Annotated in this window: 11 protein-coding genes; 7 read left to right on the top strand and 4 right to left on the bottom strand. The window is 62.0% G+C overall.

The genetic code is table 11. The annotated features are described in order from the left end of the window. Nucleotides 1–156: 156 nt before the first annotated feature. From ACMGG9_RS22645 to ACMGG9_RS22630, 4 genes are all read left to right on the top strand, one after another. Nucleotides 157–708, top strand: coding sequence for a TetR/AcrR family transcriptional regulator (locus tag ACMGG9_RS22645; protein ID WP_249655407.1), 552 nt, complete (start codon nt 157–159; stop codon nt 706–708). 480 nt (nt 709–1,188) lie between these two features. Next, entirely contained in the window at nt 1,189–4,212 is a 3,024-nt protein-coding gene (locus ACMGG9_RS22640) for an autotransporter outer membrane beta-barrel domain-containing protein (protein WP_414161738.1), read from the top strand. Between the two features lie 118 nt (nt 4,213–4,330). Then, on the top strand, nt 4,331–7,435 hold the full coding sequence (locus tag ACMGG9_RS22635) for an autotransporter outer membrane beta-barrel domain-containing protein (protein ID WP_414161737.1): 3,105 nt from the start codon (nt 4,331–4,333) through the stop codon (nt 7,433–7,435). A 456-nt stretch (nt 7,436–7,891) separates the two neighbouring features. Next, nucleotides 7,892–8,743 carry a helix-turn-helix domain-containing protein gene (locus tag ACMGG9_RS22630; protein ID WP_033645361.1) on the top strand — a complete coding sequence of 284 codons (852 nt, stop codon included), beginning with the start codon at nt 7,892–7,894 and terminating at the stop codon, nt 8,741–8,743. Here ACMGG9_RS22630 and ACMGG9_RS22625 read toward each other — a convergent pair. The 4 genes from ACMGG9_RS22625 to ACMGG9_RS22610 all read right to left on the bottom strand — a co-directional run bounded on the left by ACMGG9_RS22625 (nt 8,733) and on the right by ACMGG9_RS22610 (nt 13,494). Beyond that, nucleotides 8,733–10,517, bottom strand: a complete 1,785-nt coding sequence (locus tag ACMGG9_RS22625) for a hybrid sensor histidine kinase/response regulator (protein WP_033651793.1) — start codon at nt 10,515–10,517, stop codon at nt 8,733–8,735. The two genes, ACMGG9_RS22630 and ACMGG9_RS22625, sit on opposite strands and share 11 nt — an antisense overlap. Beyond that, nucleotides 10,514–11,008, bottom strand: a complete 495-nt coding sequence (locus ACMGG9_RS22620) for a molybdopterin-dependent oxidoreductase (RefSeq protein ID WP_033645359.1) — start codon at nt 11,006–11,008, stop codon at nt 10,514–10,516. Before ACMGG9_RS22620 ends, ACMGG9_RS22625 begins: the two co-directional genes overlap by 4 nt. Before the next feature lie 160 nt (nt 11,009–11,168). After that, nucleotides 11,169–12,521, bottom strand: coding sequence for a glutathione-disulfide reductase (gene gorA, locus ACMGG9_RS22615; protein ID WP_033645358.1), 1,353 nt, complete (start codon nt 12,519–12,521; stop codon nt 11,169–11,171). Between the two features lie 130 nt (nt 12,522–12,651). Continuing rightward, on the bottom strand, nt 12,652–13,494 hold the full coding sequence (locus ACMGG9_RS22610) for a 23S rRNA (adenine(2030)-N(6))-methyltransferase RlmJ (RefSeq protein ID WP_089192424.1): 843 nt from the start codon (nt 13,492–13,494) through the stop codon (nt 12,652–12,654). Nucleotides 13,495–13,629: 135 nt separating this feature from the next. On the opposite strand from ACMGG9_RS22610, the gene ACMGG9_RS22605 reads away from it, so the two are divergent. The 3 genes from ACMGG9_RS22605 to prlC all read left to right on the top strand — a co-directional run bounded on the left by ACMGG9_RS22605 (nt 13,630) and on the right by prlC (nt 16,673). After that, the gene (locus ACMGG9_RS22605) at nt 13,630–14,034 is read left to right on the top strand and encodes an ASCH domain-containing protein (RefSeq protein WP_025304616.1); all 405 of its coding nucleotides are present in this window, start codon (nt 13,630–13,632) and stop codon (nt 14,032–14,034) included. A gap of 16 nt (nt 14,035–14,050) precedes the next feature. Continuing rightward, on the top strand, nt 14,051–14,512 hold the full coding sequence (locus ACMGG9_RS22600) for an HIT family protein (protein WP_033651785.1): 462 nt from the start codon (nt 14,051–14,053) through the stop codon (nt 14,510–14,512). Between the two features lie 118 nt (nt 14,513–14,630). Then, nucleotides 14,631–16,673 (top strand): oligopeptidase A, encoded by a 2,043-nt coding sequence (gene prlC / locus ACMGG9_RS22595; protein ID WP_262825527.1) that lies wholly within the window; start codon nt 14,631–14,633, stop codon nt 16,671–16,673. The last annotated feature ends 6 nt before the right edge of the window (nt 16,674–16,679 follow it).

Raw genomic sequence — 16,679 nt, 5'->3', positions numbered from 1 at the left:
TTTGTCGTCAACCTGTCGGCAGTGGCGTCTCGCCTGTCGCGCAAGCGTGTACAGATGTATGAGGTTTAAGTGCCGATAAATGCTTTTCCCACCCCGTCCGACCTTTCTCTGACCTCCGCCCGGGCGAAAACACATCGTTTGTTGCTGGCCAGCGCAATGACGCTGTATGGCGAGGGCGCGTTTCCATCGATCACCGATCTGGCGGCGCATGCGCAGGTATCGCGCGCGACCGCCTACCGCTACTTCCCGACCCAAAGCGCATTAATTACTGCGGTGGTGGCGGAAAGTCTGGGGCCTATTCTGGCGTGGCACCCGCAGGACGACGATGCCCTGAAGCGCATCCAGCAGTTGCTGACGTTGGCCTATCCTCAGATGGAGCGACACGAAGGGGCGCTGCGCGCCGCATTGCAGCTCTCTTTGCAGCAGTGGGCGCACGCCACGCCGGGCGAAAAGTTCGTGCGCGGCAACCGCAAGCGGCTGCTGGCGCTGGCGGTAGAGCCGTTGCAGGGTAAACTGCCGCCAGATTCTTTACAGAGAGTGATTCATGCTTTCTCGCTGATTTACGGTTCTGAGGTGTTCCTGGTGCTGAAAGATATCTGGGGGCTGGAGCTTGAGGGTATCCAGGATGTCACGCAATGGATGGCCAAAGCCATCCTGCGTCAGGCGGAAGAGGATGCGATGAACAGCAAAAAAACATCAGCAGGATAATCCAATTTTTGCCGCTGCCTGAGTGAAAAACCAGCATAATTCACTGAGTAAATATTGGCAAAAGTTATAATTAAAAGTGATAAAAAGCGCCTGTTAAGCACTTTTCAGGCGACGCTTTCTTTGGTTTTCTTTTAATTAAATATCATTATTTATCATTGCATTAATTTAATTATCCCCCGCGAATAAATGCCGCCTCAGCGCTGAGCGAGATCATTCTCTTTCCTTATCGTCCCCCGTCTGATTCATCCCTGAAACGTTCTCTCCGCCCACCGAACTGCCGAGTGACACATTAAGCGCACTTGAGATTGTTGTGCTTTATTTATTTGGTGTTACCAAACTGTTACACAAAAAATCTTATAAAACATTTGCAAACAACAACGGACGGTATCTGGGATGGAGAAGAAACTTAGAGGAGTTAAATCCGCTCGGGCGGCCTTCGGCTGGCCTGAAATCGGAGTTCATCGCGCACAATGGAGCGCGATGCTGATCTGCCTGACGGCGATCGGCGGCGCGCAGGCCTCCAGCTATATAGAGAACGGCAAAGCGGGCGATCCGGCCAGCTGGCGCAGCAGTGAGTTCAACGCGGAATGGGGGCTGGGGGCGATCCACGCCGACCAGGCCTACGCCGCCGGTTATACCGGAAAAGGCATCAAACTTGGCATTTTCGATCAGCCGGTCTACGCCAAGCACCCGGAGTTTGCCGGTGAGAATAAGGTGATCAATCTGGTTACCGAAGGCATCCGCGAATACACCGATCCCTATATTCCGGTGAAAAAAGGCGACACTTTCCGCTATGACGGTACGCCGAGCGTGGACTCCGATGGCACGCTCGGTTCGCACGGTACCCACGTGGGCGGCATCGCCGCCGGCAGCCGCGACGGCGGCGCCATGCACGGCGTGGCGTTCAATGCGCAGATCATCAGCGCCGAAAACGGCGATCCCGGCCCGGAGGACGGCATCATCCTCGGCAACGACGGCGCAGTGTACCAGGCCGGTTGGGATGCGCTGGTGGCCAGCGGCGCGCGCATCATCAACAACAGCTGGGGTATCGGCATTACCGATAAATTCGCCAAGGGGGGCAAGAATCCCGCTTACCCTCATTTCACCGTCGACGATGCGCAAAAGCAGTTCGATCAGATCAAACAGATCCTCGGCACCAAGCCCGGCGGCGCCTATCAGGGCGCGATCGACGCGGCGCGCAGCGGCGTGGTCACCATCTTCGCTGCCGGTAACGATTACAACCTCAACAACCCGGACGCCATGGCCGGCCTGGCCTATTTCGTGCCGGAGATTGCACCGAACTGGCTGTCGGTCGCCAGCTTGCAGGACCCCTCTAATAGCGGCGACTACAGCATCAGCACCTTCTCTTCCCGCTGCGGCTACACCGCCAGCTTCTGCGTTTCGGCGCCGGGCACCCGGGTATACAGCTCGGTGATTGAAGGCACCAGCGTGGAGAATCTGACGACCGGCTACGCCAAATACAGCGGCACCTCGATGGCGGCGCCGCACGTGGCCGGCAGCGTTGCGGTGCTGATGGAGCGTTTCCCGTATCTGAGCGGCGCACAGGTGGCGGAAGTGCTGAAAACCACCGCCACCGACATGGGCGCGCCGGGCATCGACGCGCTCTACGGCTGGGGGATGATCAACCTGGGCAAAGCTATCAACGGGCCAGGCATGTTGGTGACCGCCGAGGATATTCCGGCGGAGTTCCGTATTCCGGATCCGACGGGCGTGGCTTACGGCCCGACCCAATTCGTGGTGGATCTGCCGGGCGTCGGCGCGGTGCTGGACAAGGGCAAACCGACCGAGCGCGTCTGCAGCGATGTGCTGTGCGGGCTGGACGTCTGGAGCAACGATATCTCCGGCCACGGCGGCCTGACCAAGCAGGGTATCGGCACCCTGGTGCTGACCGGTAACAATACCTATTCCGGCCCGACGCTGGTCAATCAGGGGCGGCTGGCGATCAACGGCTCGGTCACCTCGGACGTCAGCGTGCAGAGTGGCGGCATCGTCGGCGGCAGCGGCACGGTCGGTTCGCTGACCGCCCGCCGCGGCGGCACCGTGGCGCCGGGCAACTCGATCGGCACCCTGAACGTGGCGGGCAACGTCAGCTTCGAGCCGGGTTCGCGCTACGCGGTGGAAGTGGGGCCGAACGGCCAGAGCGATCGGATCCAGAGCAGCGGATCGGCGACGATCGGCGGCGGCGAGGTGGCGGTGACGCTGGAGAACAGCGCCAACCTGCTGACGCAAAGCGAGGTGCGCAGCCTGCTGGGCCAGCAGTACACCATCCTGAGCGCGCAGCAGGGGGTGAGCGGGCAGTTTGACGCGGTGGCGCCGAACTACCTGTTCCTCGGCACCGGGCTGAGCTACCAGCCGGCCGGGGTGACGCTGAGCGTCGGGCGCAACGGCACGAGCTTCGCCAGCGTGGCGCAGACGCCGAACGAGCGGGCGGTGGCGGCGGCGGCGGATGCGCTGGCGACGGGCAACCCGGTGTACGAAAGCGTTCTTAACAGCGGCACGGCGGGCGAGGCGCGGCAGGCGTTCCGTCAGCTTTCGGGGCAAATCCATGCGGATATCGCGTCGGCGCTGGTGAACGACAGCCGCTACCTGCGTGAGGCGCTGAACGGGCGGCTGCGTCAGGCGGAAGGGCTGGCGAGCTCGTCGGCCATCAAGGCGGACGAGGACGGCGCCTGGGCGCAGCTGCTGGGGGCGTGGGACCACGCGTCGGGCGACGCCAACGCCACGGGTTATCAGGCCTCGACCTACGGGGTACTGGTGGGGCTGGACTCGGCGGCGGCGGCCGACTGGCGGCTGGGGGTAGCGACCGGCTACACCCGCACCTCGCTGCACGGCGGCTACGGGTCGAAGGCGGACAGCGACAACTACCACCTGGCGGCGTACGGCGACAAGCAGTTCGGGGCGCTGGCGCTGCGTGGCGGGGCGGGCTACACCTGGCACCGCATCGACACCAAACGGTCGGTGAACTACGGGATGCAGTCGGACCGTGACACGGCGAAGTACAGCGCGCGCACCGAACAGCTGTTCGCGGAAGCGGGCTACAGCGTGCAGGGCGAGTGGCTGAACCTGGAGCCGTTCGTCAACCTGGCGTACGTGAACTTCGAAAACAACGGCATCGCGGAAAGCGGCGGCGCGGCGGCGCTGCGCGGCGACAAGCAGCACACGGATGCGACGGTGTCGACGCTGGGGCTGCGTGCGGACACCGCGTGGCAGGTGACCCCGGGCACGACGGTGGCGCTGCGCAGCGAGCTGGGGTGGCAACACCAGTACGGTGGGCTGGCGCGTGGCACCGGGCTGCGGTTCAACGGCGGCAACGCGCCGTTCGTGGTGGACAGCGTGCCGGTATCGCGTGATGGCATGGTGCTGAAGGCGGGGGCGGAAGTGGCGGTGAACGAAAACGCCTCGCTGTCGCTGGGCTACGGCGGGCTGCTGTCGCAGCACCACCAGGACAACAGCGTCAACGCCGGCTTCACCTGGCGTTTCTAAGCAACATCGACTCAATCCTTGTACGGGAACCGCCTGCGGGTGGTTCCTTTTTCACATCCTGCTAATGAGAACCCGGCGCACCTGGGGCGTCGGCCAATAACAAGCAAAAGGTAAGGAAATGACAACAACAATGGGTTTTGATAGCAAAGGAAACGTTCGTCGCTCGCCGTGGCGGCTGAACGCGCTGGTCTGCTGCATGGCGCTGGCAGGGTATGCGCAGGCGGCGCCGCACGAGGTGAATGGCCAACCCGGCGATCCGGCCAGCTGGCGCAGCGCCGAATTCAACGCCAACTGGGGGTTGGGGGCGATCCACGCCGATGAGGCCTACGCCGCCGGCTACACCGGCAAAGGGCAAAAGGTGGGCATTTTCGACACTCCGGTTAACCGCCATCCCGAATTCGCCGGCGACGGCAAACTGATCAACGTCGTCACCGAAGGCTACCGCGCCTATACCGATCCACACCGGCCGGGAATTAACGCCGGCGATCGCTTTTACTTCGACGGCACCTTCCACTTCTACAGCGGTTCGCAGGGCATGCTGAGCAATCACGGGGTGCACGTCGCGGGGATCAGCGCGGCGAATCGCGACGGCATCGGCATGCACGGCGTGGCCTTCGATTCGCAGGTGATCAGCGTCGATAACGACAACGATGGCCCGGCGTACGGCGAATTCCTCGGCCTGGACGGCGCCGTCACCAATGCCGGCTGGCAGGCGATGATCAAGAGCGGCGTGCGGGTGATCAACAACAGCTGGGGCGTCAGCATTCCTGATTTCCTGTCCGACGGCGGCCGCGATCCTAACGCGCTGCACTTTGAACTGAAGGATGCGCAGGAGCAATTCGATCAGGTCAAGCCGCTGCTCGGTAGCCTGGCCGGCGCAGGCTATCAGGGCGCCATCGACGCGGCGCGCAAAAATATTCTGGTGCTGTTCGCCGCCGGTAACGACGGCAATTACAACCAACCGGATGTGATCAGCGGGCTGGCCTACTTCGTGCCGGACATCGCGCCGAACTGGCTGTCGGTCGCCAGCGTGGCGCAGGATGCGGCATCGGCCAACAGCGTGCCTTACACCATCAGCAGCTTCTCGTCCCGCTGCGGCTATACCGCCAGCTTCTGCGTCTCGTCGCCGGGCAGCAAAATCTACAGCACCGTGGCCAACGGTTCCGATCCGGCCAATCTGGTGTCGGACTACGGCAATAAAAACGGCACCTCGATGGCGACCCCGCACGTCACCGGCGCAGTGGCGGTGTTGCTGCAGCGTTTCCCGTACATGAACTCGGCGCAGATTGCCGACGTGCTGAAAACCACCGCCACCGACATGGGCGCGCCGGGCATCGACGCGCTCTACGGCTGGGGGATGATCAACCTGGGCAAGGCCATCAACGGCCCGGGCATGTTCTATAGCGTCGAGGATATTCCCGCAGAGTTCCGCATCCCGGATCCGACGGGCGCGGCCTACGGCCCGACCCAGTTTGTCGTCAATATTCCGGGACTGGGCGCCGAGGTGGATGCCGGTACGTTGCATGCCAGGAAGTGTGACGATATCAGCTGTGAGTTGGACGTTTACTCCAATAACATCTCCGGCCACGGCGGCCTGACCAAGGAAGGGATGGGCACGCTGGTCATGACCGGCGCCAACACCTATTCCGGCCCGACGCTGGTCAATCAGGGGCGGCTGGCGATCAACGGCTCGGTCACCTCGGACGTCAGCGTGCAGAGCGGCGGCATCGTCGGCGGCAGCGGCACGGTCGGTTCGCTGACCGCCCGCCGCGGCGGCACCGTGGCGCCGGGCAACTCGATCGGCACCTTGAACGTGGCGGGCAACGTCAGCTTCGAGCCGGGTTCGCGCTACGCGGTGGAAGTGGGGCCGAACGGCCAGAGCGATCGGATCCAGAGCAGCGGATCGGCGACGATTGGCGGCGGCGAGGTGGCGGTGACGCTGGAGAACAGCGCCAACCTGCTGACGCAAAGCGAGGTGCGCAGCCTGCTGGGCCAGCAGTACACCATCCTGAGCGCGCAGCAGGGGGTGAGCGGGCAGTTTGACGCGGTGGCGCCGAACTACCTGTTCCTCGGCACCGGGCTGAGCTACCAGCCGGCCGGGGTGACGCTGAGCGTCGGGCGCAACGGCACGAGCTTCGCCAGCGTGGCGCAGACGCCGAACGAGCGGGCGGTGGCGGCGGCGGCGGATGCGCTGGCGGCGGGCAACCCGGTGTACGAAAGCGTTCTCAACAGCGGCACGGCGGGCGAGGCGCGGCAGGCGTTCCGTCAGCTTTCGGGGCAAATCCATGCGGATATCGCGTCGGCGCTGGTGAACGACAGCCGCTACCTGCGTGAGGCGCTGAACGGGCGTCTGCGTCAGGCGGAAGGGCTGGCGAGCTCGTCGGCCATCAAGGCGGATGAGGACGGCGCCTGGGCGCAGCTGCTGGGGGCGTGGGACCACGCGTCGGGCGACGCCAACGCCACGGGTTATCAGGCCTCGACCTACGGGGTACTGGTGGGGCTGGACTCGGCGGCGGCGGCCGATTGGCGGCTGGGGGTAGCGACCGGCTACACCCGCACCTCGCTGCACGGCGGCTACGGGTCGAAGGCGGACAGCGACAACTACCACCTGGCGGCGTACGGCGACAAGCAGTTCGGGGCGCTGGCGCTGCGTGGCGGGGCGGGCTACACCTGGCACCGCATCGACACCAAACGGTCGGTGAACTACGGGATGCAGTCGGACCGTGACACGGCGAAGTACAGCGCGCGCACCGAACAGCTGTTCGCGGAAGCGGGCTACAGCGTGCAGGGCGAGTGGCTGAACCTGGAGCCGTTCGTCAACCTGGCGTACGTGAACTTCGAAAACAACGGCATCGCGGAAAGCGGCGGCGCGGCGGCGCTGCGCGGCGACAAGCAGCACACGGATGCGACGGTGTCGACGCTGGGGCTGCGCGCGGACACCGCGTGGCAGGTGACCCCTGGCACGACGGTGGCGCTGCGCAGCGAGCTGGGGTGGCAACACCAGTACGGCGGGCTGGAGCGCGGCACCGGGCTGCGGTTCAACGGCGGCAACGCGCCGTTCGTGGTGGACAGCGTGCCGGTGTCGCGCGACGGCATGGTGCTGAAGGCGGGCGCGGAAGTGGCGGTGAACGAAAACGCTTCGCTGTCGCTGGGCTACGGCGGGCTGCTGTCGCAGCACCATCAGGATAACAGCGTCAACGCCGGCTTCACCTGGCGCTTCTGACGTTCAGCGGTCATTACAACGACAACGGAGCCGGCATGCCGGCTCCGTTTTTATTTGCGGCGGTGGGGGGAGAACGTATGATGGCGCGGCGTCAGGACAATAAAAAACCGGGACCCTGACGGATCCCGGCTCAAAAGTGGGTAAAACAGATTAGCGCTAAAGGCTCAAGCCCCGTTTTGCTTATGCAGTCCGAGCGATGTGGACATCGTCTCAGTAGCGGCAACGGAACAAATTTTCCCTGGTGTTACTATGGTTATTATTAAAAAACGTGCTGGTGTTGTTTTTTTATAGTGTATTGCTGTATGTCTCTTTTGATACCATGTTTGACGATGCAACATGGTATGTCAAGCAACGTTTTTAACGCATAATTGCATGGGATGCTAGTTTTAGATGTGGCTTTTTCAGCAGAAATAATCAAAACGACTGATAAATCAGTAAAAAAAATCGAAGGAACAAATGGATAACAATCACCAAAAATTCGATTCACAGTCGATTGCCAATCGGGTCAGAGAGCTGTTTTTACATTACGGGATTGGAAAACGTCAGCATGCCCGAGAGCTCAGCCGCATCTTGGATCTGAGTTTTTCACATGCGCACCGCAAATTGAAAGGGCAAAGCCCCTGGACGCTGGAACAGATCAACAGCGTCGCGGCCGCGCTCGGAGAAACGCCGGCGGCGATCGCCGATTTGAGCGCCGAACACGAGGCGGCCGAACCGAACATGGCGCGCGATGCCATCTTTTTTGTGGCAGGGGTCGCGATGCCTTGCGTCGGGCACATCGGCGACGAGCTTCCCGCCGGGCGGCCGGCGGAATTTGTGGCGCTGCGCATCGAGGGGCAATGGCATATCTATCGCGCCGATGAGGCGCCGGCAGGGCCGCGTTATGGCGTCGAACTGATCGAAATCCGGCCCGGCTATGGCGACGACGAGCGTCTGAGCATTGCGGTATTGGACGATTCGCATCAGGCGGCCGATGAGTTGGCCAAGTATCTTGGCGGCTGCGGTTTCAACGCGGTGGCGTTTTACGACGTCGACAGCTTCTGTCAGGCGTTGCAGCAAAGCCTGTTCGACGGTTACGTGGTGGACTGGCTGATCGGTGAAGAAACGGCGGATCGCTGTATCGCCACCATCCGCGCCTCCGACAACCCGGACGCGCCGGTACTGGTGCTGACCGGTGAGCTGGGCACCGATCGACGCGAATCGGAAATCGCTCAGGCGATGCGCGAGTACGATGTACTCGGCCCTTATGAAAAACCGGTGCGGCTCCATGTGATCGAAGCCGCACTGCAACGCTGTTTTAATCTTTAGCGGGGAACACCTCGGCCAGCGCGTTCGACAGCGCATCCAGCCGAACCGGCTTCATCAGGTAGTTGTCGAACAGCGCGCGCTGATCCGCCGTGAGTTGCTCCGGCGTGTAGGCGCTGATGCCGATGATCGGCACATGGCGGTTGGGGCCGCGACGATTGCGCAGCTGCCTGGCCAGGGCGGCGCCGTCGATGCCCGGCATCTGCAGATCCAGCAACAGCGCGTCGTAAGGGCGTCTGAGCAGTTTCTGCAACGCGCGTTCCGGCGAGTCGCACAGTTCGTGCTGGTAACCCAGCTTATCCAGCAACGCCGCAAAGGCGTCACCCACCGACTTGTTGTCATCCACCACCAGCACCTGCTGCGGTTTCTGCTGCAGAGAGGCATTGGCGGCGGCGGGCTCGTCGGCGCGTTCTTCTTCACTGATCTGCACCGGAATACTGACGATAAAGGTGCTGCCCTTCTTGATTTCGCTGTACACCGTGATGGTGCCGTCGAGCAGCGTCACCAGGCCGTGCACGATCGCCAACCCCATCCCCACGCCGGCATATTGCTTGGTATGCGACTGATCCAACTGGGTAAAGGGTTTGAAGATCTGATCGAGCTGGTCTTTTTCGATACCGATGCCGGTGTCGGTCACTTCGATAATCAGCGAACTGCCGCCGGGTTGACGGCGCAGACAGCTGTGCAGCGTAATGCTGCCGCTTTCGGTGTATTTGTAGGCGTTGGTCAGCAGGTTGACGATAATCTGCCGGATGCGCAGCGGGTCGGAATGCACCAACAGGTGGCTGCACTCCACCTCGCAGCTTAGCTTGACCTGCTCTTTGCGGGTCAAAGTAGCGATTTCGTTGGCGGTCTCCGCGATCAGCTTCTGCGCGTCGAACGGCACGATGCGCAGCTCCATCATGCCGCTGTCGAGGTGCGCGTAGTCGGTCAGATCTTTCATTTGGCTTTCGATCTGCTGCGCGGCGGTCTCCAGCCGCTGGAAGGTGTCCGCATGCTCCGCCGATACCCGGGTATTCACCAGCACGTCGATGGCCGACATCACGCTCTGCAATGAGGTGCGCAGTTCGTGGCCGATGGCGCCGAGGAAGGCGTTTTTGGTGCGGGTCGCTTTCTCCGCCTCGATCGCCTTGGCCTGCTGGCGAATGGTCAGCCGCTGCTGACGGAACACGATCAGGGTGATGGCGATCAGCGCGATCACCGAGAACATGACAATCACCAGCCCATAGAAAATGATGTGCCGTTTCTCGATGTAGTCCTCATAGGCGGCGGTGCGCTGCTTCACCTCGGCGTGGTCGGTCAGGTTGGCCATTTCGATGGCGTAAGGCTTAATGGCCTTCATGGCCGCGAAAACCTGATTGAAGTCGATTTTCGGGTTATCCAGCAGCTTATCGATGCGATCCATCTGCAGGCGCATCTGCTTGACCACTTCCGGGTAGCCCGGCTCGGCGTACAGCGGTTGCGTGGATTCGGAGACGGTTTCCAGCACGTAAAAGCGCGAATAGAGGATTTCGAATCGCAGCCGCAGGTTGTCGTTGTCCACCTGCGGCGCGTGGCTCTGCTGCTCGACGAACGTGTCGAATTCCGCCAGCTTGATGGAGAACTTGGCGATCGACCAGGAGTAGTTCTCCTGCGTGCCGGCGATGGCATACAGCCCTTTCTTCGACAGGGTGGCGCTGTAGTAATAGAGCGTGACGGTCGAAGCCACCAGAAACAGCGCGGCGAAGATGGCCGGTATCGCCAGCCTGCTGCCGTTCTTAAAGGTCGTCAGCTTCATTTGATCACGATCCTGTCGACTTGCCAGATAAAGCGCGAGTTGTACAACGGCGAGTTCAGCTCAGGCCCGGCGGCGTCACGCGGATAAACCAGGAACAGCGGGCCGAAGTTTCTGAGCTTCAGCATCTCCCCGTCCATCTTGTAGGCCAGGATCATGTTGTACTTCTTGACGTCGGACAACGGCACGTCGATGTAATAATCGTTCAGCGCGTAGAAGGTCAGCGTCTCGCCCTTGGCGCCGACGCGCTCCAGGATGTCGGCCACCGAAATCCCTTCAAACTTCCTCTGCGGCGTCCAGGAGGTGGAGGTCGTGATGCTGTGCACCGGCATCGCCAACAGCTGTTTATCGGTGAACAGATAGCTTTTTTTGACCGGATCGGTCACGTTGTCGATCTTGCCCGCCACTTCCAGGGTAAAGCTGAGCGCGCTGCTCTGGGCGATAATCAGGGCCACGCAGGCCATCGCAAGGGTTTTGCATAGTTTGAACAGCATCGGCGTTCTCCAGAGGCGCGGGGAGGTTTGTATCAGTCCCGCTAATTTATCAGGCAGAATAATGGCAGAAAAAGCAGGCGGGTGCGAAGGGAATAGTAAACCGCACAAAAAGAACAGGCCGGTATTTACCCCGGCCTGAGAGAGGGATAAACGTAGCGCCTCAGCGCATGGTGACGAACTCTTCCGCCGCAGTCGGGTGGATAGCCACGGTGTTGTCGAAGTCCTTCTTGGTGGCGCCCATCTTCACCGCCACCGCGAAGCCCTGCAGGATCTCGTCCATGCCGAAGCCGATGCCGTGCAGGCCGACGATTTTCTCTTCTTTACCCGCGCACACCAGCTTCATGCGGCACGGCTGGCGGTGCTGCGTCACGGCGCTGTACATGGCGGTGAAGGAGGACTTGTACACCTTCACGTTGTCCGCGCCGAATTTCTCGATGGCTTCCGGCTCGGTCAGGCCGACGGTGCCGATCGGCGGGTGGCTGAACACCACGGTGGCGATGTTGCTGTAGTCCAGGTGCTCGTCCGGCTTGTTGTTGAACAGGCGCTCGGACAGGCGGCGGCCGGCGGCCACGGCGACCGGGGTCAGCTCTACCGCGCCGGTGTTGTCGCCCACCGCGTAGATGCCTTTGACGTTGGTGTTCTGGAACTTATCGACGTCGATGTAGCCTTTCTCATTGGTTTTCACCCCGGTCACGCCGAGGTTCAGGTTGTCGGTCGCCGGTTCGCGGCCGATGGCCCAAATCAGGCAGTCGACGGTGAATGCCTTGCCGTTTTCCAGCTGCAGCGTCAGGCTGCCGTCGGCGTTCTTGACGATCGCTTTCGGCACCGATTCGGTGTGCAGGCTTGGCCCCTCGGTGTTCATCACTTCCACCAGGGTGTCGACGATCATCGGATCGAAGGTGCGCAGCGGCGCGTGCTTGCGCACGAACAGGTGCGTTTCCGCGCCCAGCGCGTTCAGCACGCCGGCGATCTCCACGGCGATATAGCCGGCGCCCACCACGGCGACGCGTTTCGGCATGGCGTCCAGCTCAAAGAAGCCGTCGGAGTCGATACCGTATTCCGCGCCCGGAATAGCCGGATGGCTTGGGCGGCCGCCGGTGGCGATCAGGATGTGATCGGCGGTGATGGTTTCGCCGTTCACTTCCACGGTGTGCGCATCCACGAAGCGCGCGAACCCTTTGATCACGTCAACCTTGTTCTTGCCCAGCACGTTATCGTAGGAGTTGTGGATGCGGTCGATATAGGCGGTGCGGTTGGCGACCAGCTTTTTCCAGTCGAAGGCGTTGACGGTGGTGTCGAAGCCGTAGTCCGGGCCGTACTGATGGATGGCCTCGGCGATCTGCGCCGCGTGCCACATGACTTTTTTCGGTACACAACCCACGTTTACACAGGTGCCGCCCAGCTCTTTGGCTTCAATCAGCGCACACTTTTGGCCGTACATGGCTGCCCGGTTGATCGATGCGATACCGCCGCTGCCGCCGCCAATTGCTAGATAATCGTAATGTTTCGTCATCTGGGATTTCCATGAGTTGTGAATTTGAAGAGGGTAAGAGTTTAACGCCTGACCGGGGTTTGTCGCAAAGATTGCGTCGATGGCTGCGATAGGCGGACGCAGGGCGCGGCAAAGCGCGCCCTGCCGGGGATTATTCCGGTACCACCCAGTTGACCAGATGGTGGCCGATGCCCGACGGCACCAGCACCTTGTGCAGCCACGGCAGCACGTTTTGCATCTGCTGTTCCAGCTTCCACGGCGGGTTGATGACGATCATGCCGGAAGCGGTCATGCCGCGCTGATCGCTGTCGGGTTTCACCGCCAGCTCGATCTGCAGGATGCGGCGAATGCCGGTGGCTTCCAGATCGCGCAGCATGCGTTTGATCTGCTGGCGCATCACCACCGGGTACCACAGCGCGTAGGTGCCGGTGGCGAAACGCTTGTAGCCTTCCTGAATGCCTTTGACCACGTCCTGGTAATCGGTCTTCATTTCATACGGCGGGTCCATCAGGATCAGGCCGCGGCGTGACGGTGGTGGCAGCTGGGATTTCAGCTGCTGATAGCCGTCGGCGCGCTGCACTTTGGCGCGCTCGTCTTTCTGGAACTCGCTGCGCAGCAGCGGGTAATCGCTCGGGTGCAGCTCGGTCAGGTGAATTTTATCCTGCGGGCGCAGCAGCTGGCGGGCGATCAGCGGCGAGCCGGGATAGTAGCGCAGCGTGCCGGAACGGTTGAAGTTGTGCACCACGCTCATGTAGGCCGCCAGCTCCTCGGGCAGATCGTCGCGTTGCCACAGCAAGCCGATGCCTTCCAGGTATTCGCCGGTGCGCTCGGCGTGTTCGCCGCTGAGCTGATAACGGCCCGCGCCCGAGTGGGTATCCAGATACAGGAACGGCTTCTCTTTTTCCTTCAGCGACTCGATGATCAGGCTCTGAACGGTGTGTTTGAGCACGTCGGCGTGGTTGCCGGCGTGGAAACTGTGGCGATAACTTAACATGACGGGTGGCGGTTCCTTGTGCTCCGCAGACGGAGCATTCAATGCAATAAGGCTTATAATCTGCACAGTATAAACTGTCTGGCCGGGAAAAACCGGACTCCGTTGCCGCAGACGTTAACAGAAAGGGACAGGACGATGAGCAAACAGGCGATTTTGGCGAATTACCCCGACGCGGCGCGCTGGGCGTTCGGCGACGGCCCCGCGTTAGCCGACGAACTGCTGGGGTTGGTGCTGAGCGGGGATAAAACCGCCACCTGCAGTTCCTATGCGAGCTATCGTCGGGAACAAACCCCGAGGATCGGCGATTACAGCATCGTTCTCGATGGCCGCGGCGAACCGGCCTGCGTGATCAGGACCCTGGCGCTGCGCCTGGTGCGCTACGACCAGGTGACCGCCGAGATGGCGGCCAAAGAGGGCGAAGGCGACAAAAGCCTGGCATTTTGGCGCGAGGGGCATCAGGCATTCTTTACCCGCGAGGGGAGCTTTGCGCCGGACATGTGGCTGGTGTTCGAAGAATTCGAACGGGTTGAAACGCTGTGAATCACAAGGAGAAAGGATGAGCTGCATTTTTTGCGACATCGTGGCGGGCAAGGCGCCGTGCCATAAAATCTGGGAAGACGACGACCATCTGGCGTTCCTGTCCATCTTTCCCAACACCGACGGCTTCAGCGTGGTGATCCCCAAGGCGCACCACCCGAGCTACGCGTTTGATCTGCCGGACGAGGTGCTGAGCGCGCTGATGCTGGCGACCAAGCGGGTAGCAAAGCAGCTGGATCGCGCGTTCGACGACGTCGGCCGCTGCGGCATGGTGTTCGAGGGCTACGGCGTCGACCATGTGCACGCCAAACTGATCCCGCTGCACGGCACTGCGTCGCTGGAGCAGTGGCGGCCGATCGAATCGACCTCGCCGAAGTTTTTCACGCGTTACGAAGGCTACATCTCCTCCCACGACGCCGCGCGCGCCGACGACGAACAGCTGGCGGCGCTGGCCGCCCGCATTCGCCAATGCGCCGTTTAAGGCACGAACGATCAACGCCGGGCATTGATTTTCCTGTTGCCCGGCTCCATGTTAGAGATTCATACGCATTTTAAGGCTCGTCCTCGCGGCGGGCCCCAACGCTAATCAGGACTGCCCTATGACAAATCCGTTGCTGACTCCGTTTTCCCTGCCGCCGTTTTCGGCGATCCGCCCTGAAGATATCGTGCCTGCGGTGCAATCCGCGCTGGCGGACTGCCGCGCCGCGGTAGAGCGCGTGGTCGCGCAGCCGGGGCCGTTCACCTGGGACAATCTGTGTCAGCCGTTGGCGGAGTCGGACGATCGCCTGTCTCGCATCTGGTCGCCGATCGGGCACCTGAACTCGGTGAAAAACAGCCCGGAGCTGCGCGCCGCCTATGAGCAGGCGCTGCCGCTGCTGTCCGAGTACGGCACCTGGGTCGGCCAGCACGAAGGGCTGTACCAGGCCTACCGCAGCCTGAAAGAGGGCGCGGCGTTCGAGACGCTGAGCGTACCGCAGCGCAAGGCGGTGGATAACGCGCTGCGCGACTTCGAGCTGTCGGGCATCGGCCTGTCGGCGGACAAACAGCAGCGCTACGGCGAGATCGTCGCGCGCCTGTCCGAACTGGGCTCTACCTACAGCAACAACGTGCTCGACGCCACCATGGGCTGGAGCAAACTGATTACCGACGAAGCCGAGCTGAGCGGCCTGCCGGAAAGCGCCCTGGCGCAGGCCCAGGCGATGGCGCAGGCCAAAGAGCAGGACGGCTGGCTGCTGACGCTGGACATGCCGAGCTACCTGCCGGTGCTGACCTACGCCGACAACCGCGCGTTGCGTGAAGAGATGTACCGCGCCTTCGCCACCCGCGCCTCTGACCAGGGGCCGAACGCCGGCAAATGGGATAACAGCGAAGTGATGGCGGAAACGCTGGCGCTGCGCCATGAGCTGGCTCAGCTGCTGGGCTTTGACACCTACGCCGACAAGTCGCTGGCGACCAAGATGGCGGAAAGCCCGGAGCAGGTGATTGGCTTCCTGAGCGATCTGGCCAAGCGCGCCCGCCCGCAGGCCGAGCAGGAGCTGGCGCAGCTGCGCGCCTTCGCCAAACAGCACTATGGCGTGGACGAGCTCGACGCCTGGGACATCACCTATTACGGCGAAAAACAAAAGCAGCATCTGTTCTCCATCAGCGACGAGCAGCTGCGCCCGTACTTCCCGGAACAGCGGGTGGTGGAAGGGCTGTTCGAGGTGGTGAAACGCATTTACGGCATCACCGCCAAAGAGCGTAAAGACGTGGATACCTGGCATCCGGACGTGCGCTTCTTCGATCTGTTCGACGCCGACGGCGAGCTGCGCGGCAGCTTCTACCTCGATCTGTACGCCCGCGAAAACAAACGCGGTGGCGCCTGGATGGACGACTGCGTCGGCAGCCTGCGCAAGGCCGACGGCACGCTGCAAAAACCGGTCGCTTACCTGACCTGCAACTTCAACCGCCCGCTGGGCGACCAGCCGGCGCTGTTCACCCATAACGAAGTGACGACGTTGTTCCACGAGTTCGGCCACGGTCTGCACCACATGCTGACGCAGATCGATACCGCCGGCGTCTCCGGCATCAACGGGGTGCCGTGGGATGCGGTCGAGCTGCCGAGCCAGTTTATGGAAAACTGGTGCTGGGAGCCGGAAGCGCTGGCGTTTATCTCCGGCCACTACCAGAGCGGCGAGCCGCTGCCGAAGGCCATGCTCGACAAGCTGCTGGCGGCCAAGAATTACCAGGCGGCGCTGTTCATTCTGCGCCAGCTGGAGTTCGGTCTGTTCGATTTCCGCATGCACTTCGAATACAGCCCGGAGAAAGGGGCGCAGATCCTGCCGACGCTGGTGGAAGTGAAGAAAATGGTGGCGGTGGTGCCTTCGCCGAGCTGGGGCCGCTTCCCGCACGCCTTCAGCCACATCTTCGCCGGCGGCTACGCGGCGGGTTACTACAGCTACCTGTGGGCGGAAGTGCTGTCGGCCGACGCCTACTCGCGCTTCGAAGAAGAGGGGATTTTCAACGCCGAGACCGGCAAATCCTTCCTCGACAACATCCTGTCGCGCGGCGGTTCGGAAGAGCCGATGGCGCTGTTCAAACGCTTCCGTGGCCGCGAGCCGCAGCTGGATGCTATGCTGCGCCATTACGGCATTAAAGGATAACCCGAC

It is taken from the genome of Serratia sp. BNK-10 (assembly GCF_047456065.1).
GTDB lineage: Bacteria > Pseudomonadota > Gammaproteobacteria > Enterobacterales > Enterobacteriaceae > Serratia > Serratia ureilytica.
Note: the sequence above shows the minus strand (reverse complement) of the source record. Positions and strands in the feature narration are given on the sequence as shown.

Bases quoted from the DNA above. Each gene is read 5' to 3' on its own strand.
- ACMGG9_RS22625 (WP_033651793.1), bottom strand. From the start codon at position 10,517: ATGAAGCTGACGACCTTTAAGAACGGCAGCAGGCTGGCGATACCGGCC.
- ACMGG9_RS22645 (WP_249655407.1), top strand. From the start codon at position 157: ATGACGCTGTATGGCGAGGGCGCGTTTCCATCGATCACCGATCTGGCG.
- ACMGG9_RS22640 (WP_414161738.1), top strand. From the start codon at position 1,189: ATGCTGATCTGCCTGACGGCGATCGGCGGCGCGCAGGCCTCCAGCTAT.
- ACMGG9_RS22610 (WP_089192424.1), bottom strand. From the start codon at position 13,494: ATGTTAAGTTATCGCCACAGTTTCCACGCCGGCAACCACGCCGACGTG.
- ACMGG9_RS22620 (WP_033645359.1), bottom strand. From the start codon at position 11,008: ATGCTGTTCAAACTATGCAAAACCCTTGCGATGGCCTGCGTGGCCCTG.
- ACMGG9_RS22605 (WP_025304616.1), top strand. From the start codon at position 13,630: ATGAGCAAACAGGCGATTTTGGCGAATTACCCCGACGCGGCGCGCTGG.
- ACMGG9_RS22630 (WP_033645361.1), top strand. From the start codon at position 7,892: ATGGATAACAATCACCAAAAATTCGATTCACAGTCGATTGCCAATCGG.
- ACMGG9_RS22635 (WP_414161737.1), top strand. From the start codon at position 4,331: ATGACAACAACAATGGGTTTTGATAGCAAAGGAAACGTTCGTCGCTCG.
- prlC (WP_262825527.1), top strand. From the start codon at position 14,631: ATGACAAATCCGTTGCTGACTCCGTTTTCCCTGCCGCCGTTTTCGGCG.
- gorA (WP_033645358.1), bottom strand. From the start codon at position 12,521: ATGACGAAACATTACGATTATCTAGCAATTGGCGGCGGCAGCGGCGGT.
- ACMGG9_RS22600 (WP_033651785.1), top strand. From the start codon at position 14,051: ATGAGCTGCATTTTTTGCGACATCGTGGCGGGCAAGGCGCCGTGCCAT.